This window comes from Pyxidicoccus sp. M15 (assembly GCF_056858435.1).
The window spans coordinates 2,942,834-2,964,023 of sequence record NZ_CM166495.1; the positions used below are offsets into that span (position 1 = coordinate 2,942,834).

Consider the following 21,190-nt stretch of genomic DNA (forward strand, 5'->3'; position numbering starts at 1 on the left):
GATCGCAGAAAGGGGCCCGGCTGACGCAACTCCCGCTCGCGGGGTGCGATAATCCAGGCAGGTTTCATCCCATCTTTTTCGTGAGGCCCCCCCATGGGTTTCCCCGACATCAAGAAGACCTTCAACACCGTCCGCACCAACGTCCAGAAGACCGTCCAGGACGTGCAGAAGACGGTCCAGGACAACAAGAGCCTCATCTCGGGCGCCACCGCGGTCGCCACCAAGGCCTCGAAGGCCATCGGCTTCAGCAAGGACGCCTTCCAGCAGATCAAGAACATCAAGCAGGGCGCCGAGGGTCTGCTCGGGAAGACGAACCTGGAGTTCATCCGCAACCCCACCTACGCCCAGGGGTTCAAGGGCCTCTCCAAGCTCGGCGCGAACATGGGCGCCGCCATGCGCTACGCGGGCATCCCCGGTGCGGTGATGGCGGGCGCCACGGCCGTCAAGGACATCCGCCAGGCCATCCGCACGGGCAGCAAGGACGACATCATCTCGGCCACGCGCTCCACCCTGGACGCGACCAGGGCCGGCATCAACGCCGCGACGGGCGGCATCGTCGGCGGCAAGGTGATGGGCGGCGTGCTCGGCGGCTCCATCTTCAAGGGCAAGCTGGACGCCGCGAAGACGGCCGTCGACGCCTTCAAGAAGGCGCTCCCGAACGCCAGCGACGACGTGCTCAAGGCCGTCAAGGGCGCCGCCACCAAGGGCATCTTCGAGGCCGGCACGGCGAAGACCGTGGGCCGCGCCGTCAGCGCCGCCGCGGGCGACGCCGCGAAGGCGGGCAGCACCCTGGCCAAGGGCATCCTGGGCAGCGGCACGCGCTCGGCCGCCAAGGCCGCACTGGCCACGGTCGGCCGCGAGGCCGGTGAGGCCGCCGTCAAGGCGGGCGCGAAGGCCGCCGCGGGCACCGCCGCCAAGACGCTGGGCCGGTTCGCTCCGGGCGTCAACGTGGCCATCGCGGCCGTCGACGTGGCCAACGCGGGCGCGACGCTGATGGACAAGAACGCGAGCACGGGCAAGAAGGTGACGTCGGTCATCACCGCCGTGGGCTCCATCGCCGCGGCCACCAACATCCCCATCGTCAGCCAGGTGGGCGCCGCGGTCTCCACGGTGTCCAGCATCGTGGGCGCCTTCTTCTAGAGAAGCGGCCAACCTTTCGTGGTTTGTCAGAGCGGCTCGGCTGGACTATGCCTAGGTCCATGCCGAGCCGTCGCTTTTCTCCCCATTGGCGCGGACGCTGGCAGGCCTATCTCCCGGGAGCATTCGTGAGCAGCAATCAAGGGACTCAAGGACCAGGTCGCGGTGTCGAGCGCCTGCTGAAGATGAGCCCGGTGGTGAGCACCGCCTCCGCCGAGGCCCTCAAGCTTCCCAGCGTGCAGGCTCCCTCCCTGGAGGGAATCGCCGTGCGCGTTCCCACCCCGGACGACCTCACCGAGGAAGACCTGCTGCGCGCCTTCCACGAGAAGCGCCGGGCCGTGGCCACATCGCGCGAGCGTCAGCCGGGCGAGTCGCTGGAGCTGGGGGACGACGTCCAGCTGAACATCGTGGGCTACTGCGATGGGAAGCTCATTCCCTTCTCCTCGCGCTTCGGCATGACGACGGAGCTGGCGCCCATCGAGGCGCTGCCCGGGTTCTGCGAGGCCGTGGCGGAGGGTGGCAAGGTGGGCGAGTCCATGCAGATTGCCCTCGAGCTGCCGGAGACCTACCCGGTGGAGCCCCTCCAGGGGAAGCCGGCGCGCTTCCTGGTGGACATCGTGGCCGCCCGCCAGGTGACGATGCTGCCAGACAACTCCCCCGAGTTCCTGGAGAAGCTCGGGATGGGCAGCACCCTGGAAGAGGTCATGGACAACCTCCGCGAGGAGCTGGAGGACGAGCTCTCGGGGCAGCTCTGGGTGCAGGCCCAGGACATGGTGCTGGACGAGGTGGCCCGGCGCGCTCCGGTGGAGCTGCCGCGGGCGCTGGTGGACGAGGAGCTCCGCCGCCGCTGGGTCCAGGCCGAGGGCAAGGCCATGGTCGAGTACCAGTTCGACGTCGAGGAGCAGCAGGAGGCGCTCCAGGGCTGGCTCACGGACCCCACCACGCGCGCGGACGCCGAGCGCCGGCTGCACATCGGCATCGTGCTGAAGGCCATCACCGAGTCCGAGAAGCTTCAGCTCACCCCGGAGAAGCTCGAGAAGCTGATTCGCGACCACATGGAGCCCTTCGGGTTCAGCGCGGAGGAGGTCCACGCCGCCCTGCGCGAGTCGCCGGAGACGACCCGGCGCCTGACCGAGCTGGCCTGGTACCTGCTCGCCGTGGAGCACGTCATGAACAAGGCGAAGGTCACCTTCGAGGGCGCGGAGCAGGGCTGAGGCGCTTCGCCGTCAGCTCTCGCTGAACCACAGCCCCAGGCCGCCCAGAAGGCCCATGCCCAGGAATAGCGCCGCCAGCGTCCACGTCTGGCGGCGCGACCACTTGAGCAGCTCGCCGTACCGGTAGCCACACACCAGCACGAGGCCGGCGAGCCCCAGGCAGATGGACACGGGCCCCAGGGCGACCAGCGCCCTGCGGGCCGTCCCGCTCACGTCCAGGACGGCCAGCAGCAGCAACGGCCCGAAGCCGATGACGAGCAGGACGAGCACGAGCCCGAGGCCCTTCAACGTCTCGGGGTTGGACAGCTCCATGAAGTCCAGGAACTGCTGCCACCAGGAGCGGGGCGCCATGGAACGTCTTCTAGTGCAGCCCGGTGCCCATTTGAAGCAGGCGCCGACGATGCGCGTATCGGGCGACGGGAAGCCGACGTCGTCCGAGGCTCATCCCGCGTGCGCTCGTCGGGGTGGGTCGGCGCGGGAAGGTCCGCGAGCACCTCGGCGCTGGCGGCCTTGCTGGTCCGCCTGTTGCCGGGTGCGCGTACCATGCGAGGCTGAAGGGGTCCTCGCCAAGGAGTGTGCATGGTGGCCCGCCCTCATTTCCAAGCTCTCGTGCTGTCGCTGGCACTGGTGTCCACGGCCCCGGCCCACGCGGCGGCACCCGGGCCCGAGGCCGGAGCGGTCACCCGCGCCTTCAAGGAACTCGAGCGCATGTGCCGCGCTGACAAGGGCGCCCTGTGGGGCGACTCCCTCTGCGCGCCCTTGATGGTGGTGGACGCGCAGAGCCGGCGCTTCATCGTGAGCGAGGCGCCGAAAGAGGGAAGGTACCCGGGTCCCCCCTTCACCGGAGAGCTGCCGTCAGACGTGACGGTCGCCAACACCGCCACGGATTGGGCGGGCACGCTCTGGGTGCAGCTGCTCTGGCCCCTGCCGGAGGACCCGACGGCCCTGCGAGTGATGCTCGCGCACGAGGCCTTCCACCACCTGCAGCGCCGCAAGGGGCTCACCACGGGAGACAAGCCCAATGCGCACCTCGAGTCCGCCCGGGGCCGGACCCTCCTGCAGCTCGAATGGCGGGCGCTCGCGCGGGCGCTGGAGTCGCGCGGCGCCACACGCCGCGCCGCCGTGCAGGATGCACTCGGCTTCCGCTCGGCCCGCCGCGCCCTCTTCCCGAAGGCCACGGAAGAGGAGCGCGCGCTCGAGCAGAACGAGGGCCTCGCCGAGTACACCGGTGTGCGACTGGGGGCCCCGAAGGCCGCCGCGCGCCTGGCGCTCGTGAAGAAGGCGCTCGCGGAGACCTCCGGGCAGCCCACCCTGGTGCGCTCCTTCGTGCAGGCCTCCGGCCCCGCGTACGGGCTGCTCCTCGACGACGCGGCCGGCGCGCGCTGGCGACGCGAGGCCCTGGAGCGGGCCGACCTGGGCGAGCTCCTGGCCCGCGCGCTGTCCCTGGACACGAAGCCTCCGTCGGAGGAGCTGCTCGCGAGTCGCGGCAAGGCCTACGGTGCGCCGGAGCTGGAGCTGCGCGAGGCCGAGCGCGAGCGCGCGGCCCAGGCCCGGCTCGCGACGTTGCGCCAGCGCTTCGTGGAAGGGCCGGTGTTGCGGCTGCCATTCGAGCGCATGCGCATCCAGTTCAAGCCCGGGGAGCTGGTGCCCATCGACGGTGTGGGCACGGTGTACCCGAGCGGGCGCATCGTGGACGCGTGGGGAAGCCTGACGGTGAGTGCGGGCGTGCTGGTGGATGAGCAGTGGAAGAGCGCCACGGTGCCACTCCCCCTGGAGACCCGCGGCCACACGCTCTCCGGGGACGGCTGGGAGCTGGAGCTGGCCCCCGGGTGGGAGCAGGTGCCTGGAGCACGCACGGGCGATGTCACCGTGCGCAAGCCTCCGGGGTGAGGCAGAGGGGACGCTGGCCGTCCACGGGAAGGCCTGAGATAAGGGGCGCCTCCATGACCTCCACCGTGGCCGCCCCGCCTGCCGCAACGAGCGCGCTCCGCCTCCCGGGTTACCGGACGTTCCTCATCACGTTCATGTTGGCGATGATGGCCGACAACATCGAGCACGTGATCAGCTACTGGGTCGCGTTCCAGAAGTTCCACTCGCCGGCGCTGGGTGGGTTCGCGGTGGTGTCCCACTGGCTGCCCTTCCTGATGTTCTCGGTGCCGGTGGGCGCGCTCAATGACCGGTTCGACTCCAGGCGCCTCATCCAGGCCGGCATGGTGCTCTTCATCGCCGCCTCCCTGGGGTGGGGATACTTCTTCGTTACGGACTCCCTGCAGATGTGGCACGCGATGGTGCTCCTCACGCTCCACGGCTGCGCGGGGGTGCTCTGGAGTACCTCCAGTCAGATGTTGCTCTACGACATCGTGGGCCCCGGCTCCCTGGCCAGCGCGGTGCGCCTGAACGCGACGGCCCGCTACCTCGGCGTCCTGGTGGGCCCCGGTGTGGGCAGCATCATCATGCGGACGCTCGGGCCGACCCGGGCCATCTTCGTCAACACGCTGTTCTATCTGCCCCTCCTGCTCTGGTTGGTGAGCGCACCCTACGGCCGGCACTTCCGCGCAACGACGACAGGCCCCAAGCGTGCCGTCCGGGGCTTCGCCGACATCGTCCACACCCTCCGTGACGTGCGAGGGATGCCCGTGGTCGCGCCCATGGTGTTGCTGGCGGGGGCCGCCTCGTTCTTCATTGGCAACAGCTACCAGGCGCAGATGCCGGGCTTCGCCACGGAGCTGGGCCATGGAGACCCCGGCCTGGCCTATACGCTCCTGCTGGGCGCGGATGCGGCCGGTGCGCTGCTCGCCGGCGTCCTGCTCGAGACGCGCGGGACCTGGCTGCCGACGACGGCTGCTTCCGCGTTGAAGATGGCGTTCCTGTGGGGATGCTCGCTCTTCGCGTTCTCGTTCATGAGCTGGTATCCGGCGGCCATCTGCGTGCTGTTCGTGGCCGGGTTCCTCGAGCTCTCCTTCAGCAGCATGACCCAGGCCATCGTGCAGCTGAATGCGCCGGACACCATCCGGGGCCGCGTCCTGGGCCTCTTCAGCATGTCGGCCCTGGGCCTGCGGGCCTTCAGCGGCGTGACGGTGGGGCTCCTGGGAAGCGTGACGAACATCCACGTCTCGCTCGCCCTGTCCGCCCTGGCCTTCGTGGGGGTGGCGGGCGTGCTGCTGCTCCGCCAACCCCGGAAGGCCGCATAGTCGCGGAGGGCTTCAGCTCCGCGGCGCCTCGTCCGTGGGCGCCTCACCGAAGCGTCCCGCCTCGAAGTCGTGGATGGCCTGGAGGATTTCGCGCTCGGTGTTCATGACGAAGGGCCCCACATGGACGATGGGCTCACGGATGGGCTCCCCCGCGAGGACGATGAGGTGCGCGTCCTCCTCGGCGCGCAGGGAGAGCTGCTCACCCTCGTTGGCGAAGACGGCGAGAGCCCCTGGGGCGAGCGAGTCACCGTCGGTCGAGACCCGGCCACCGGCGACGAGCACCAGGGCATTGTGATGTGAGGGCACGGGTACCTCGAGCGACGTGCCCGCGGTGAGCTTCACGTCGAGCAAGGTCATGGGCGTGAAGGTCCGCGCGGGCCCCCGGGCGTTTCCATATTCCCCGGCGATGACTCGCACCGTGCTGGGGTTGTTCTCTCCTCCGACCGGGACGACGGGAATCTGGTCCTTGGTGATGGGCTGGTAGCCCGGCGGGTCCATCTTCCTCGCGCGGGGAAGGTTGACCCAGAGCTGCAGCATGTGGAACGCGCCTCCGCGACGCGAGAAGCCCTGCTCTTGGAACTCCTCGTGGAGGATGCCGGACGCGGCCGTCATCCACTGCACGTCGCCAGGCCCGATGACGCCCGCATGGCCCGCGGTGTCCCGGTGCGCGACGAACCCCTCGAACGCCAGGGTGACTGTCTCGAAGCCCCGGTGTGGGTGCCAGCCGACGCCGCGCTGACCTTCGGCCAGCGCCGGGTAGTCATTGCGAGGATGGTAGTCGAGCAACAGGAAGGGACTGACCCGCTCCTGCGAGAGGCTCCTGCTCGGGACGAGGGTACTCACCCGGAAGCCGTCACCGACCCAGTGGAGCGGACCTCCGCCATGGACGCTCTCGAGCGGACGGGCGCGGGGAAGCGGGCGGGAAGAAGTGGAAGGGGAAGTGGCATGCGTCGCGGTCGTCATGACAACAAGCTAAGAGCGCGAGCCCCGTCGCCAATCCACCGGGGGCGTGATGGTTGTCATCACCTCGTGTGAGGGTGGGTGGCGCCCAGCGCCTCCAGGCAGAGGCTGGTGAGTCGCTGGGAGGCCCACGCCGCCACGGGCCCGAGCGGCGAGCCCTTGCGACGAACGAGGGCGAGCGAATGTCGCGGGGGTGGCCCGCCCTCCCAGGCCGCGAGCCGCAGCTCCACGAGCCGCCCCGCCGCGAGGTCCTCACGCACGAGGTGCTCGGGCTCGTGGCCCCAGCCCAGCCCGCCCACGATGAGCGCATGCTTGGTCATCAGGTCGGCGACCCGCCACGTCCGCGTCGAGAAGACCCCCCGGTCCGAGGAGCCGGGCTGGCCCGCCGGAGTGCGCTCGGTGAGGACGACCTGCACGGCGGAGGCGAGTCGCTCCTCCGTGATGATGACGTCCTTTCCCGCCGCCAGGGGATGTGACGGCGCGGCGACGGGAATCATCCGCAGGTGGGCCATGGGGCGCTGCTCCAGCCCCGAGAGGTCCAGGTCCGCCCCCGCGATGCCGAGCGTGGCCCGCCGCTCCCGCACGAGCGCGGTCACCGCCGCGAGGAACTCGATTTCGAGCGCCAGCTCCACGCCGGGGTGTTCCTCGGCGAGCTCGCGGATGAAGGTCAGCAGCGCGCTCGTCGGAAACATGGCGTCGACGGCGAGCGAGAGCTTCGTCTCCGCTCCGCTCTTGATGCGGCCAATCAACGTCTGGAAGACGGCGAGGTCCTCGTGAAGCCGCTCCGCCGCGGCGACGACGGCTTCGCCCTTCGCGGTCAGCCGGGGGACCCGGCCGCTCCTGTCGAAGAGGCGCAGGCCGAGCTGCTTCTCGAGCCGCTTCATCGCCTGGCTGACCGCGGGCTGCCCCTGGCCGAGCCGGCGGGCCGCGGCGGTGAAGCTTCCCTCCTCGGCGACCGCACGGAGCGTCCGGAGCTGTTCGATGGTGACGCTTTCGAGCACCCACGAAGTGCATCACATCGGGGACGCGGGCGCACGCTCGCTCCATGCAAGCGCGCCGGGCGGCTCACTTCTCCAGGTCATTCAGGATGCGGCCGATGGGCGTGGGCTCGCCGCGCAGCTTCTGGAAGAAGTTGCGGTTGTCCGAGCCCGCGTCGTAGTTGCCCAGGTTGACGTCGTTCTGGTTCCCGGTGGGGCGCATGCCCGAGTAGTCCTGGCGCTGCGGCAGCCCATGCTCCGCGCGAAGCTTGTTCTCGCTGGGCGCCCAGCCCGCGGGCGTATGCGGCGTGGGGCGCAAGCCCACCGTCTCGAACTCCTCCGTCAGCCGCAGGCGCGTCTCGAGCGTGTTCTTCATGTCGGCCGAGTGCGACGGGAAGCGCTGGAACACGTCCGCGTTGTCGTGCTTGCTGACGGCCAGGGGGCTCACCTGGAGGCCGTTGGCCGCGCGCCAGGCGTGGACGGACTCATGGCCCAGGCTGTTGAAGCGCGGCCCCGCATCCTGCTCGTTGTACTTGATGTTGCTGGGCCGGCCCGCGCCGGGCTGGCCGTCGTTGCGGTACGCCGGGCGCAGCGAGTCGTAGGTGCCCTCGTGGCGGGGCGCATGGGACATGGGCATGCGCGCGTCGTTGCGGCCCGAGGAGATGTCGGCCACCGTCACCGGCTTGTAGGGCGTGCCCGTCGCGCCGGGGTTCACCGCCTGCGTGCGGCCGTTGAGCTCCGTCATCAGCCGGCGTCCCTCGGGCTTGCTCATCAGCGTGTGCGTGGAGTTGCGCACGTCCGACGTGAAGTCAGCGAAGCCCGCGCCCGACTGGCCGCTGTCGCGGCGCGTCCGGATGCCCGGCAGGTCCGGGTGCGCCACGCCATGGTCCGCCGGCTTGAGCTGGCTCTTTCCCGCCTGGAGCTCGCCGGGCGTGGGCCGCGGGGCGCTGGGCTTCTTCGGGGCGCTGGCCGCGTCCGGCTTCGCGGAGGCGCCAGGGCTCGGGGAGCGCGAGGCGGACGGCGTGGACGGAGAGGACTTGGGGAGGGAGAGGGACGGCTTCGAGCGGAGCTTCATGGGGAGCCTCTGGGGTCGGAGGTGAGCGACGCTCCGACACCAGAGCATCTCCCGTGCCGGCTGGAGCGCGCCGGGCCTCCCGCGCGGACTCCCCATGATTCCAGGAGGTTCCACGGGTGCCCGGGAGGGCTCCAGGCCGGGCGACTGGTAACTGCGCCTACCGGCTGGTCACTGGAGTTACCAGCCGCCGGGCCAGCGCGCGCTTCGTCGCAGGTGTGCTGCCACGCCCGCCGCACGGGGTCCGCCCCGGCGGTGCCTTCCCGGTGCTTCGGCTGCAAATTCAAGCCGAGAACCTCCGCGCGAGGGCCCCATGTCAGGCCAGCAGCTCGAAGACATCCATGCGGAAGTGCTCGAGGTCCAGCGGTATGTCACGGGCTTCGTCGAGGCGAACCTCGGTGCGCTCGCGGCCGTGCAGCCCGGCTACCGCGCGAGCGCGGAGAACCTGCTCGCCTACGTGGCACTGAGGCAGCTCGAGCTGCGCCGGCTCCAGCTGGAGCTGAGCGAGGTGGGGCTCTCCTCCCTGGGACGCAGCGAGGGCTCCGTCCTCTCCAGCCTCCACGAGCTCCTCCAGCGCATCGAGGACTCCCTCGCGCGCGGCGCTCCGCGGCCCGCCGGCCCCCCGCTCATCCCCTCACCCGCGGGGCTGCGCCGCGCCGAAGCCGAGCGGCTCCTGCACCAGCACACGGAAGCGCTCCTGGGCCCCCGGCCCCGGGAGCGCCACGTGTACATCATGGTGACGGCCCGGGACGCGGAGCCGCCCTCGGAGGAGGAGTGCGCCGCCCTGCTCGGGGCGGGGATGAACGTCCTGCGCATCAACAGCGCCCACGGAAGTCCCGGCGTGTGGCGCCGCACGGCCGAGGTGGTGCGCCGGGTCGCCCGCCGCATGGAGCGCCCGGTGCGCGTCCTCGTGGACCTCGAGGGGCCGAAGATTCGCACCACGCACGTCTCCCCGGGCCCGGCCGTCCTCCGGTATCGCCCGCGCAAGGACGCGCTGGGGCGCGTGGTCGGCGCGCTGCGCATCCCCGTGCTCGGCGCCACCGCCTCCGGCCCGCCCGCTCCGGAGACGGAGCCCGTTGCGCTCCGCGTGCCCGACGGCTGGCTGGACGGCTTGCGTGTCGGAGACACCGTGCAGACCCGGGACAGCCGCCAGCGGGAGCGGTCCTTGCGCATCACCGAGGTGGGCCCCCACATGGCCTTCGCCGAGCTCGACCGGACGTGCTACCTGACGCCCCGGACCGAGCTCGTCTGGATGCGGGGGGCCGAGGAGCAGGGCCGGGCCTTCCCCAGCGCCATCCCCCAGCGCCCCGGCTACGTCGAGCTGTCCGTCGGAGACCGCTTCCAGCTGTGGCTGGAGGCCGTGGAAGGTCGGCCCGGGGTGCGCGAGCCTCCCGACGCAACCGGGTGGCACGTCCCGCCCAGGCTCGGCCTGGACATGCCGGACGTCACGCTGCGGCTCAAGCCAGGACAGCGCGTGCTCCTGGACGACGGCAAGCTGGAGGCGGTGGTCGAGGAGGTCGAGGCGCGCCATGCGACCGCACGGGTGGTGAGAACGCTCAAGGAGCGCGTCAAGCTCCGGGCGGAGAAGGGCGTCAACTTCCCGGACAGCGACCTGCGCGCGCGCATCGTCTCGCGCAAGGACCTGGAGGTGCTCCCGGGCGTGCTGGAGTTCGCGGACGTCCTGGGCGTGTCATTCATCCGCACCCCGAGCGACCTGCGAGAAGCCATCGCCGCCATTCGCGCGGCCGCGGGGCCGCGCGTGCCGGGAATCATGGTCAAGCTGGAGACGGCGCGCGCGCTGCAAGCGCTTCCCGGGCTGCTGCTGGATGCCATGCGGCACACCCCCGTCGGCCTCATGATTGCGCGGGGCGACCTAGCCGTCGAAATCGGCTTCGAGCGCCTGGCGGAGCTCCAGCAGGAAATCATGTGGTTCGCCGAGGCCGCGCACCTGCCCGTCGTCTGGGCCACGCAGGTCCTCGATACCCTGGCACGGACCGGCATTCCTTCCCGCGCGGAGATTACGGACGCCTCCATGTCGGTCCAGGCGGAGTGCGTCATGCTCAACAAGGGCGCGTACGTGGTGGACGCCTGTCGGACGCTGGATGCGATTCTGCGGAAGATGGAGCAACACCAGCTCAAGAAGCGGAACCTCTTCCGCCCCCTGAGGATTTCACTCCTGATGGGCCCACCCCCGAGCCCCTGAGTGACGGGGGCCGCTCAGGGATACCAGCGCGGGCCGCCATACCAGCCGGTGGAGGTGCCCACGGAGACTCCGCCCCAGGGCGCGGGCACCGCGACGCCGAAGCCCACGCCGACCTGGGCATTCGCACAGCCGGAGGTCATCAGGGCGCCGCCGAGCAGCATGAGCCACGCGGCGAGACGGAAGGACTTGCGCAGCGACATGGGGCGTTCTCCTCGAAAGGCAATCACTTGGAGGCCGCCGGCGCTCCGGTGTCCTCGAACGGGAACTTCTGCAGGGCGAGCACCGCCCCGCTCGGGTCGGCGATGAGCGCGAGCGTGCCGCCCCGCACCTCGGGCCGCGGCGCCATCACCACGCGGCCGCCGAGCTCCTCCACCCGCGCGGCGACCGCCGCCGGGTCATCCACCCGGACGTACGTGAGCCAGTTGGGCTTCACGCGCTCCACGGGCTTGCGCAGGATGCCGGCGCGGGGTTGCTCACCTCCCTTGAGGACGTAGTAGAGGCCGCCGCGCTGGTTGCGCTCCTCCACCGCGTAGCCGAGCAGTCCCTTGTAGAAGTCCACGGCCGCGACGGCGTCATCGGCCAGGTACTCCATCCACAGAATCTGCCCCGCCGTGGGCAGGCCCATGTCCGCCGGGTCCCCGGGCTCCGAGCGCACGAAGCCCACCGGTGCCCCCTGCGGGTCCGTCACCACCGCGGCCCTGCCGATGTTCTGCACGTCCTCCGGCCCCACCAGGGCCTTGCCGCCGCTCGCGCGGACCTGGCTCACCGCGCGGTCCACGTCGGGCACGGAGAGGTAGCCCAGCCACTGCGAGTACTCGTCCTTGCCCACGCCGGTGGGCTGGACGATGCCGCCGATGAAGCGCCCCTCCGCCTTGATGAGCGAGTAGGGACGCTTGCTGCCCGCCACGTCCTGGAACTCCCAGCCGAGCAGCTGGCTGTAGAAGCGTTTGACGGCGGCGGGGTTGTCCGTCACGAGGTCATGCCAGACGAACTTCCCGTAGAGCGGCTTCGGGGAGAGCACGAGGCCGCCCTCCCGGGACGCGCTGGCGGGTGCGGTGGTGGTGGTGGCGGTGGCGACACAGCCGGCCGCGGCGGAGAGGACGCCGCCCAGCGCGCACAGTCCCAGCACCAGCAGCACTCCACCGCGAAGCCGGGCCTTGCCAGGCGATTCCATCATTGCTCCTCCTCCGCGGTCCGAGTCACTCGGGGCGGGCAGCCGGCGGGGCTCACGAGGTGGGAAGCGGGATGCGGCCGGGCAGTCCCCAAGGTATGGGGCGAGGGAGCACGCGGAGCAAGTCGCGCAGCCTCCGGTACGAGCGCCATGTCCGCCCTGGACAGCGCCCTGCGCCTCCAGGGTCGGGCGCCGGGCCCGGAGGCCTCGCGGAACACGCGCGAGCCGGGCACCGACATGCCTGGTGGGCTGGAAGGGGACGCCCATGGCCGCCGGGCGTCCACCTCCCGTCGCGCGCACCTTCAGTAGCGGATGCCGAAGTTGACCGGGAGGTACTGGCCGTCGGCATTGCGCGAGGTGCCGTCCGGCAGGTCGAAGCTCGGGCCGAAGATGTAGTGGTAGCGGCCCTCCAGGTAGAGGCGGAGGTCCCCGTAGATTTTCAGGGTGACACCGACGCCGGCGCTGAGACCGAAGTCCGTGCTGCTGCGAGAGCCGAGAATCTCCGACACCGGCACCACGCTCGTGCTGCAGTAGTACAGCCATGGGTCGCAGTACGGGACGGCCGCGACGCCGGCCAGCTGCGTCAGCTCCACCTTGCGGTAGTACAGGCCCGGCCCGCCGATGAAGTAGAAGCCGATGGCGCTGCGGGGAATCACATTCCAGACGGCGTTGAGGTTGCCGTACTGCATGTAGTGATTGCCGTCGACGCCAGTCCCCGTGAGCACGTCGGCCTGGATGTCATGGGCGCTGTAGTAGTACTCGCCCATGACGCCCAGGTTCCTCGTGAACTGGAAGCCGGCGCCCAGCTGGAAGCCGCCACCCGTCTTGAAGCGGTCCCCCGCGTCGGAGATGGGGAAGGAGGCGCCGCCGCCCGCGTTGAACATGAAGTGCCGCACGGGGCCTTCACTCGCCTGTGTTTCGAAGCCCACCATGGCCGCGTCCGAGCCGGACGTCGTCTGGGCCGACGCGCCCCGAGGCACGGTGAGTGCCAGCAGGGCGAGGGGAAGCAAGGTATGCAACCGCATGAAAACCTCCTTGTGACACCGGACTGCGTGGTGCTGGGAGCGTGGGGACGGGCCGCCTGTCCGCACACCGCCCCTCCAGGGAGGGCCGGGCAGGGGGGCGTGAGTCCAACCCCGGCCCGGCGTCTGTTGTCATGTCATTGCATCTGGATTCCCGTGGCGAAGGCGTCAGGCGTGCAACGCGCCCGCCGGCCACCGGGGAGGGGCGGGCGGGCGCGCGCTCACTTCTCCTCCTTGGGCGGGAAGCGCGACAGCATCTCGTCCACGGCCTCGCCGAGGCGCTGCTGGGTGCGTGAAGCGGACGGGTTCTCGTCCACCTCCGCCTGGGCCGTGCCGCGCCAGACGAGCTTGTTCGCCTTCGCGTCCACCATGTCGAGGATGATGGTGCCCTGCTCGTACTCGTAGACGTGGGTGTACGGCATCCCGACGCCCCCGTAGTAGGGGTTCCAATACGGGTCCCAGCCGTAGCCGTAGTAGGAATTCACCGTCGAGACGTCCACCTTCGAGTCGATGGCGCCCTGCCACCCGATGCGGAAGTCTGGATTGGCGTTCGCCTCCACCAGCTTGTAGCCGCGTCCCTGCAGCCGCTGGTCCACCGCCTGCCGGATGTAGGAATCGATGATGTCGTTGTAGACGCGTGGGTCCTTGCCCTCGGGCTGCGGCAGCCATGCATAGGTGCGGAAGCTCTCGAGCTGCGGCACGGCCTTGGGGTCATAGTGGGTGTTGACCTCGATGCCCGCGCAGGCGGCGAGCATCAGGCCCAGCAGGAACGGAGCGATACGAAGCGGCAGCCGCATGGGCGTCTCCTATGGGGTTTGCGCCGAGGCGCGCGCCGTCGGCCTCCTGACATTGCGCGCGGCACGGCAAGGGTGCCGAGTCCCGCCCGCCCGTCGGCCCCCGACGGAAGTCCGGGGGAAGGCAGCCTCCGGGCCTCTGCTTCGCGCACCCTGGCCCCCGCTCCCGTGGGCGAGGCGTGCCTCAGGCCAGGGGCGCAGGGCTCTCGCGGCGCCGGCAGCGCGTGCGGGCGCGGGACCGCTCCGTCGCGGGCAGGCGCACGGCCACGCCACCGTCCCCAGGGCTATTCAATCCCTTCACCCACATGCACAGCGTTTGGCACATGACCTCCAAGACATCGGTACGCCCCGCAGGGACCCCCTATCCCCCCATCTCCGATTACGCCTTCCTGAGCGACTGCCACTCGATAGGCATGGTTGCACGCGACGGGACGCTGGAATGGATGTGTTTCCACCGCTTCGACAGCAACCCCGTCTTCGCCTGCATGCTGGACCGCGAGAAGGGCGGCTTCTTCCGCATTGCTCCCGTGGCCCCTTCCACCATCACCCGGCGCTACCTGCCGGATACGAATGTCCTGGAGACGCGCTTCACCACCGACACGGGCGTCATCACCGTCACCGACTGCCTGCCCTGCTGGGAGGACGAGCGCGAGTCCGGGAAGCTCGCCGTCACCCAGCCCCGGCACCTCCTCATCCGCCTGGTCCGGTGTGAGAAGGGTGAGGTGGAGGTGGCCGTCACCTTCTCCCCGCGCTTCGACTTCGGCCGCACCACGCCCTACCTCCATCCCGTCGCGGATGACCTCGCCGTCGTGTTCGGCGGCGCGGACTCGCTGCTCCTGCAGTGCAACCTCGGCCGCATCACCTCCGACGCGAAGGGCGGCTGCGACGCCCGCGAGGTGCTGCGGGCCGGTGACACGCGCGAGATTGCCCTCCAGTGGGAGCGCCCGCACCGCATGAAGCCGGAGCGGCTGGAGCCGGCGGACCTGCGCACGCGCGTGGAGCGCACGGAGTCCTGGTGGCGCTCCTGGGCCGGCCGGTGCACGTATGCGGGGCCCCACCGCGACCTGGTGGTGCGCAGCCTGCTCGTCCTCAAGGGGCTCACCTACGCGGACACGGGCGCCATCATCGCCGCGGCCACCACGTCCCTGCCCGAGGAGGTGGGTGGCGTGCGCAACTGGGACTACCGGTTCAGCTGGCTGCGGGACTCCTCGGTGCTCATCGCGGCACTGGGCATGTTCGGCTACCGCCAGGAGGCGCGCCAGTTCGCCCGCTTCCTCCTCAGCACCACGGCGGGCCGCACGGACGAATTGCAAATCCTCTATGGCATCGGCGGAGAGCGCTTCCTCCAGGAGACGGACCTGGACTTCCTGGACGGGTACCGGGGCAGCCGGCCGGTGCGCACCGGCAACGGCGCGTTCGACCAGCTCCAGATGGACACCTACGGTGAGCTCATCGGGGTGATGTACGGCCTCGTCCGCAACCTGGGCATCAACTACGAGGCGCTGAAGGCGGACCCCCGCAGCCGCTTCTGGATGGACTTCATCCGGCAGGTGGCGGACACCGCGGCACGCCGGTGGAAGGAGCCCGATGACGGCATCTGGGAGACGCGCGGCGGCCGGCAGCACTTCGTGTTCTCCAAGCTGATGGCGTGGGTGGCGCTGGACCGCTCCATCACCCTCTTCGAGCCCCTGCCCGAGCTGAACCCGGACCTCGACGGCTGGCGACGCGCGCGGGACGAGCTGCGGCAGGCCATCGAGACTCAGGGCGTGGACCCGGACACCGGCGCCTTCGTGCAGACCTTCGGACAGAAGGCGCTGGACGCCACCGGGCTCCAGGTGCTGCTCAGCGGCTTCCTGCCCCCGGACGACCCGCGCGTGACGGCGACGGTGGAGCGCATCGACAAGGAGCTGACGCGCAACGGTCACGTCTACCGCTACATCGAACGCAAGGACGGGCTGCCCGGCGAGGAGGGCACGTTCGCCTTCTGCACGCTCTGGCTGACCACGTGCTTCGCCGTCCGCGGCGACGTGGAGCGGGCCGAGGAGCGGCTCGGCCAGGTGCTGGAGTACGTGAATGACCTGGGGCTGCTCGCCGAGGAGATAGACCCCGTGAAGCACGAGGCCCTGGGAAACGTGCCCCAGGCCTTCAGCCATGCGGGGCTCATCCAGGCCATCATCAACATCGAGAACGCCCGCGCGGCCCGGAGAGAGGGCCGCGCCCCCGCGGTCATCGCGGGCCCCGCGCCCCGCGAGGCGAACGAGCGCGCCACCGTCCCGGCCACGGAGCCGTCGTCTCCATCCTGAGGGGACTCGCCTGCTGCCTCCGGCGCCCGGGCGCGCCGAGGGCAGCGGGCGTCGGGTGCGGCTCCCTCCGGGTGGTTGATTCTGGACGGACCGCACCTCAGGTTTCACACAGCCCGCGAGTCCGGAGCCCTGCCTCCCAGGGCTTCGTGGACCGTGGCCGGAGGCAGAGATGGGGAAACCAATGCCATGCGGACGAAGCCGTTCAACCGCCACACGCTCGCGGCGGTGGGTGTGTTCCATTGCGGTGCTCGCCACACTTGCCGGCGGAGTCGCCGGGGCCGCGCCTCCCGAGGCCGACAAGGCCCAGAAGCCCGTCGTCGACCCCAAGGCCCGCGCGCTGGTGGAGAAGATGAGTGACTTCCTCGCCGGCCAGCAGCGGTTCAGCGTCCAGACGGATGGCTCGATGGAGGTCGTGCTCAAGACGGGAGAGAAGCTGGAGTACGACTTCTCGAGCACCGTCCGGCTCCAGCGGCCCGACAAGCTCCGGAGCGACCGGCGCGGAGAGGTGGCGGACGTCGCGTTCTTCTACGACGGGCGCACCTTCACCCTGTTCGGCAAGAAGACCCATTACTACGCGACCGCCGACGCCCCGCCGAACATCGACGAGGCCATCGATGCGGCGCGCGAGAAGCTGGACATCGAGGCGCCCGGGGCGGACCTGCTCTACAGCAACCCGGCGAAGATTCTGATGGAGGACGTCGTCTCGGGGAGCAACCTGGGACCGAGCATCGTCCGCGGCGTGCCCTGCCAACACCTGGCGTTTCGCGGAAACGAGACGGACTGGCAGCTGTGGATTGAAGACGGGCCCGTGCCCGTGCCGCGCAAGCTCGTGATTGTCTCGAAGAAGGTCGAGGGCCTGCCCGAGTTCGTCGTCGAGCTCTCGGAGTGGGACTTCTCGCCTCGCTTCGGCAACGACGTGTTCCGCTTCTCGCCGCCCGGCGACGCCGAGCGCATCGACTTCCTCGAGGTGTCGTCCCGCAAGGGGCCGCAAGGAGACACGAAATGAAACGCGCCCACTTCTCTGCTCTCACACTGACCCTCGTGCTCGTCGCGGGTGAGGTCCTGGCCGTGGTGGGCAGGCCGCTGACGCCCGTGAGTGTCGCGGGTGTGGCCCGCCGCACCACGCGTCGGGCTGTCTATGGGACGGCCGCCGTCGGCGCGGCGGCCGTGGGGACCGCCGCCGTGGTGGGAACCGCCGCGGTGGGAACCGCCGCGGTGCTGTCCACGCTGCCCACCGGCTGCGTCAACGTCGTCCAGGCCGGCGTCACCTACCACCAGTGCGGCGGCACGTATTACAGGCCTTCCTACCAGGGCACCAACCTCGTGTACGTCCCGACGTCCATGTGAGGTCCGGGCCCGCGGCGCGAGGCGCCCGGGCCCCGGCTCATGCCCCGCTCACCTGCTGCCTGGAGCCCGCGGACCGGGCTCCAGGCTTGTTGCGCTCAGCACGCGCCGGGTGTGGTGGGCAATCATCGTCTCTTCATCCGTGGGAATCACCCATGCGGAGACGCGGCTGCCAGGCCGGGTGATGCAGGGCCCGCCGCGAGCATTGGCCGCTTCATCCAGCTCCAGCCCGAGCCAGCTCGCGGCACGACAGACGCGCTCGCGAATCGGCGCGGCGTGCTCGCCAATGCCGCCCGTGAAGACGACGGCGTCCAGGCCGTGCAGCGCCGCCGCGAGCGAGCCGAGCTCGCGATGGATGCGGTAGACGAACAACTCCAGCGCCTCGGCGGCGGCGGCGCTGGTGCCGCCGAGCAGCTCCCGCATGTCGCTGGACTCGCCGGAGACGCCCAGCAGGCCGGATTGCTGGTAGAGGAGCCGCTCCAGCGCGCGCGCGTCCATGCCGTGCCGGTCCATCAGGTACAGCAGGACGCCAGGGTCGATGGCCCCGCACCGGGTGCCCATCATGAGCCCATCCAGGGCGGTGAGACCCATGGTGGTCGCCACGCTGCGTCCCTGGAGTAGGGCGCACATGCTCGCGCCGTTCCCGAGGTGCGCGACCACGGTGCGGCCCCCGGCGGCCGCGGGCGCCACGCGCGGCAGCGTGGAGGCGATGTACTCGTAGGAAAGCCCATGGAACCCGTAGCGGCGGATGCCCTCCTCGGCATAACGGCGGGGCAGGGCGAAGGCCTGGGCCACGGGCGGCTGGGTGCGGTGGAATGCCGTATCGAAGCAGGCGACCTGCGGCACCGATGGCGCCGTCCGCATGACGGCGCGAATCGCTTCCACGCAGTGGGGTTGGTGCAGCGGCGCCAGCGGAATGAGCGCTTCCAGCTCCGCGAGGGTCGCCGCGTCGACGAGGGCGGGCCCGGAGAAATGCATGCCGCCATGGACCACGCGATGTCCGACGGCTGCGATCCGGTGCCCTCCGAGCACGCCGCCTCGACCCCAGGTGAACAGGAAGTCGGTGGCACCCTCGTACCCGAGCCGCGTTCCTGCGGCCCAGTCCCTCTCACCGATGACGGCACCATCCGCGTGCGCGACGAACCGCGGATGGGTCGACAGCTCCTCGAACTCCCCTCGGAGGAGGAGCCGCAGGGGCTCCTCCTCGAGGAAGACGGAGAACTTCAGGCTCGAGGAACCGGCGTTGAGCACGAGCAGCGCGTCCGGCACGTCCCCCGTTTCGAACGTTCGCTGCCCCATGTGTGAGCCCCTCTCTCTCAGTCCGGCCAGGTCCAGTCCGCGATTTCAGGCCGGTCCCTGCCGTGCTCGTGCGCGTAGGCCAGGTTGGAGATGATGGCGTTCTTCATCTCTTCCTTGAGGTGCCCTGCCTTCGCATGCATCCCCGGCACGCGGTCGATGACGTCGATGACCAGGTGGAAGCGGGACGTCTCGTTCAGGATGGCCAGCTCGAAAGGCGTGTTGATATTGCCTTTCTCCTTGTAGCCATGCACGTGCAGGTCTTCGTGGTCGATGAAGCGATAGGCCAGCTTGTGGATGAGCGAGGCATAGCCGTGGAAGCTGAAGATGATGGGCTTGCCCGGCGGGAACAGGCTCTCTATCTCCCGCCGGCTGGACCCGTGCGGGTGGTCCGCATCCGACTGCAGCTTGAACAGGTCGACGATGTTGACGAAGCGCAGCTTCAGGCCTGGCGCGCGCGCGCGCAGGATGGAGGCGGCGGCCAGGGCCTCCTGCGTCGCGACGTCGCCGCAGCTGGCCATGATGACATCTGGCTCCGCGTCCTGGTCCGTGCTGGCCCTCGCCCAGATGCCCATCCCCTTGGCGCAGTGGGCAACGGCCTCGTCGATGCTGGTGAACTGCAGGTGCTTCTGCTTGTCCGCGACGATGACGTTGACGCAGTCGGTGCTGCGCAGGCACTGGTCCGCCACCACCAGCAGCGTGTTGGCGTCCGGAGGCAGGTAGATGCGCGTGACGGAGCCGGACTTGTTGGTCACCAGGTCGATGAACCCCGGGTCCTGATGGGAGAACCCGTTGTGGTCCTGCCGCCACACCGTCGAGGACAGCAGGATGTTCTCCGAGGCGACGGGCGCCCGCCATTTCACGTGGTTCTTGCTGATGTCCAACCACTTGGCGTGCTGGTTGAACATGGAGTCGATGACGTGGGCGAACGCCTCGTACGTGTGGAAGAAGCCGTGGCGCCCCGTGAGCAGATACCCCTCCAGCCAGCCGAGCAGCGTGTGCTCGGACAGCATCTCCATGACACGGCCGTCGCGCGCGAGCTCGCCCCCGTCGGCGTCCTCCGGCAACAGGTCGGCCATCCAGGTCTTCTTGCTCACCTCGTAGATGGACTGGAGCCGGTTCGAGGCGGTCTCATCCGGGCCGAAGACGCGGAAGCTCGTCATGTTGTTGCGCATGACGTCCCGCAGGAACTCGCCGAGCGGCTTCGTGTTCTCATGCAGCGTGGTGCCGCGCGAGCCAACCTTGACCGCATAGTCGCGGAAGTCGGGCAGCTTGAGCGCCTTGCGAAGCAGGCCGCCGTTGGCGTGCGGGTTCGCGCTCATCCGCCGGATGCCCTTGGGCGCAAGCGACCGCAGCTCCGGCATCAGCCGTCCCTGCTCGTCGAACAGCTCCTCGGGCTTGTAGCTGCGCATCCAGTCCTCGAGCGCCTTCAGGTGCGACGGGTTGGACCGCACGTCGCCGAAGGGGACCTGGTGCGAGCGCCAGAAGCCTTCCAGCTTGTGTCCCTCCAGCTCCTTCGGCCCGGTCCACCCCTTGGGCGAGCGCAGGACGATCATGGGCCAGCGCGGCCGGGTCGGCGTGTCCGTCTGCCGTGCCTTCTTCTGCAGGGCGCGAATCTCCTCGACGGCTCGCTCCAGCGTCTCCGCCATCTTCTGGTGCATCTGGGCCGGGTCGCTGCCCTCGACGAAGTAGGGCTTGTAGCCGTAGCCCACGAACAGGGCCTCCAGCTCCTCCTGGCTGATGCGGGAGAGGATGGTCGGGTTGGCAATCTTGTACCCGTTGAGGTTCAGGATGGGCAGCACTGCGCCGTCCCGCACGGGGTTGAGGAACTTGTTCGAGTGCCAGGCCGTCGCGAGCGGCCCGGTCTCCGCCTCGCCGTCACCCACGACGCAGGCGACGATGACGTCGGGGTTGTCGAAGGCCATGCCGTACGCGTGGGAGAGGCTGTAGCCGAGCTCGCCGCCTTCATGGATGGAGCCCGGCGTCTCCGGGGTGACGTGGCTGCCGATGTGACCGGGGAAGGAGAACTGCTTGAAGAACTTCCGCATCCCCTCCGCGTCCATGCTCTTGTCCGGATAGACCTCCGAGTAGGTGCCCTCGAGGTACGCCGGCCCGAGCACGCCCGGGGCGCCGTGGCCCGGCCCGGCCACGAAGATGACGTCGAGGTCCTGCTCGACGATGAGCCGGTTCAGGTGGACCCAGGTGAACGAGAGCGCCGGGCTCGCGCCCCAGTGGCCGAGCAGCCGGTGCTTCACGTCCTCCGGCACCAGGGGCCGCTGCAGGAGCGGGTTGTCCTGGAGGTAGATCATCCCCACCGACAGGTAGTTGCACGCCCGCCAGTACGCGTTCATCAACTCCACTTCCCGTGCGGTCAGCGGTCCACCACCCCGGGTCCGCTCCCTGCCGGGCGCGGAGGGTCCCTGGCCCTGCTCTCTCGCCGTCAGCGGCGGCGCGTACTCCGATTCTCCCGTCCCTATCGGGTGTGCCATGACATGCCTCCCATCCG

At 70.0% G+C, this 21,190-nt stretch carries 18 protein-coding genes; 8 read left to right on the forward strand and 10 right to left on the reverse strand.

Features of this window, described 5'->3' with window-relative positions; genetic code table 11:
- Positions 1-93 precede the first annotated feature (93 nt).
- Both ACX9TP_RS11925 and ACX9TP_RS11930 read left to right on the forward strand, forming a co-directional pair.
- Positions 94-1,140: a hypothetical protein gene (locus ACX9TP_RS11925; protein WP_482979830.1), complete on the forward strand. Its 1,047-nt coding sequence runs from the start codon at positions 94-96 to the stop codon at positions 1,138-1,140.
- 125 nt (positions 1,141-1,265) lie between these two features.
- Positions 1,266-2,351 (forward strand): trigger factor, encoded by a 1,086-nt coding sequence (locus tag ACX9TP_RS11930; RefSeq protein ID WP_482979831.1) that lies wholly within the window; start codon positions 1,266-1,268, stop codon positions 2,349-2,351.
- A 12-nt stretch (positions 2,352-2,363) separates the two neighbouring features.
- On the opposite strand, the gene ACX9TP_RS11935 is transcribed toward ACX9TP_RS11930, so the two are convergent.
- Positions 2,364-2,702: a hypothetical protein gene (locus ACX9TP_RS11935; RefSeq protein ID WP_482979832.1), complete on the reverse strand. Its 339-nt coding sequence runs from the start codon at positions 2,700-2,702 to the stop codon at positions 2,364-2,366.
- 228 nt (positions 2,703-2,930) lie between these two features.
- On the opposite strand from ACX9TP_RS11935, the gene ACX9TP_RS11940 reads away from it, so the two are divergent.
- Together ACX9TP_RS11940 and ACX9TP_RS11945 are read left to right on the forward strand one after the other, a co-directional pair.
- Positions 2,931-4,241, forward strand: a complete 1,311-nt coding sequence (locus tag ACX9TP_RS11940) for a hypothetical protein (protein WP_482979833.1) — start codon at positions 2,931-2,933, stop codon at positions 4,239-4,241.
- Between the two features lie 53 nt (positions 4,242-4,294).
- Complete coding sequence (locus ACX9TP_RS11945; protein ID WP_482979834.1) at positions 4,295-5,542, forward strand: MFS transporter; 1,248 nt, start codon at positions 4,295-4,297, stop codon at positions 5,540-5,542.
- A gap of 12 nt (positions 5,543-5,554) precedes the next feature.
- Here ACX9TP_RS11945 and ACX9TP_RS11950 read toward each other — a convergent pair whose 3' ends face one another.
- The 3 genes from ACX9TP_RS11950 to ACX9TP_RS11960 form a co-directional block, all read right to left on the reverse strand.
- Positions 5,555-6,385: a pirin family protein gene (locus ACX9TP_RS11950; protein WP_482979835.1), complete on the reverse strand. Its 831-nt coding sequence runs from the start codon at positions 6,383-6,385 to the stop codon at positions 5,555-5,557.
- A 179-nt stretch (positions 6,386-6,564) separates the two neighbouring features.
- Positions 6,565-7,503, reverse strand: coding sequence for a LysR family transcriptional regulator (locus tag ACX9TP_RS11955; protein WP_482979836.1), 939 nt, complete (start codon positions 7,501-7,503; stop codon positions 6,565-6,567).
- Between the two features lie 64 nt (positions 7,504-7,567).
- Complete coding sequence (locus tag ACX9TP_RS11960) at positions 7,568-8,554, reverse strand: M91 family zinc metallopeptidase (protein ID WP_482979837.1); 987 nt, start codon at positions 8,552-8,554, stop codon at positions 7,568-7,570.
- Between the two features lie 310 nt (positions 8,555-8,864).
- Here ACX9TP_RS11960 and ACX9TP_RS11965 point away from each other — a divergent pair, with 310 nt between their 5' ends.
- Positions 8,865-10,754, forward strand: coding sequence for a pyruvate kinase (locus ACX9TP_RS11965; protein WP_482979838.1), 1,890 nt, complete (start codon positions 8,865-8,867; stop codon positions 10,752-10,754).
- A gap of 14 nt (positions 10,755-10,768) precedes the next feature.
- Here ACX9TP_RS11965 and ACX9TP_RS11970 read toward each other — a convergent pair whose 3' ends face one another.
- The 4 genes from ACX9TP_RS11970 to ACX9TP_RS11985 form a co-directional block, all read right to left on the reverse strand.
- Positions 10,769-10,954 (reverse strand): hypothetical protein, encoded by a 186-nt coding sequence (locus ACX9TP_RS11970; RefSeq protein WP_482979839.1) that lies wholly within the window; start codon positions 10,952-10,954, stop codon positions 10,769-10,771.
- 23 nt (positions 10,955-10,977) lie between these two features.
- Entirely contained in the window at positions 10,978-11,931 is a 954-nt protein-coding gene (locus ACX9TP_RS11975; protein ID WP_482979840.1) for a VOC family protein, read from the reverse strand.
- Between the two features lie 296 nt (positions 11,932-12,227).
- Positions 12,228-12,950 carry an outer membrane beta-barrel protein gene (locus tag ACX9TP_RS11980; protein WP_482979841.1) on the reverse strand — a complete coding sequence of 241 codons (723 nt, stop codon included), beginning with the start codon at positions 12,948-12,950 and terminating at the stop codon, positions 12,228-12,230.
- 218 nt (positions 12,951-13,168) lie between these two features.
- Positions 13,169-13,744, reverse strand: coding sequence for a DUF4136 domain-containing protein (locus ACX9TP_RS11985; protein ID WP_482979842.1), 576 nt, complete (start codon positions 13,742-13,744; stop codon positions 13,169-13,171).
- A gap of 410 nt (positions 13,745-14,154) precedes the next feature.
- Between ACX9TP_RS11985 and ACX9TP_RS11990 the strand changes: the two genes are divergently transcribed.
- From ACX9TP_RS11990 to ACX9TP_RS12000, 3 genes are all read left to right on the forward strand, one after another.
- A complete protein-coding gene (locus ACX9TP_RS11990; protein WP_482979843.1) occupies positions 14,155-16,044 on the forward strand; it encodes a glycoside hydrolase family 15 protein in 1,890 nt (629 codons plus the stop codon).
- A 244-nt stretch (positions 16,045-16,288) separates the two neighbouring features.
- Positions 16,289-17,050 carry a DUF2092 domain-containing protein gene (locus tag ACX9TP_RS11995; protein WP_482979844.1) on the forward strand — a complete coding sequence of 254 codons (762 nt, stop codon included), beginning with the start codon at positions 16,289-16,291 and terminating at the stop codon, positions 17,048-17,050.
- A complete protein-coding gene (locus tag ACX9TP_RS12000; RefSeq protein WP_482979845.1) occupies positions 17,047-17,391 on the forward strand; it encodes a hypothetical protein in 345 nt (114 codons plus the stop codon). The genes ACX9TP_RS11995 and ACX9TP_RS12000 overlap by 4 nt, the downstream gene beginning before the upstream one ends.
- Before the next feature lie 48 nt (positions 17,392-17,439).
- Here the strand turns inward: ACX9TP_RS12000 and ACX9TP_RS12005 are convergent, their stop codons facing one another.
- Positions 17,440-18,687 (reverse strand): acetate/propionate family kinase, encoded by a 1,248-nt coding sequence (locus ACX9TP_RS12005; RefSeq protein WP_482979846.1) that lies wholly within the window; start codon positions 18,685-18,687, stop codon positions 17,440-17,442.
- 17 nt (positions 18,688-18,704) lie between these two features.
- Positions 18,705-21,173, reverse strand: a complete 2,469-nt coding sequence (locus tag ACX9TP_RS12010) for a phosphoketolase family protein (protein WP_482979847.1) — start codon at positions 21,171-21,173, stop codon at positions 18,705-18,707.
- Positions 21,174-21,190 lie beyond the last annotated feature (17 nt).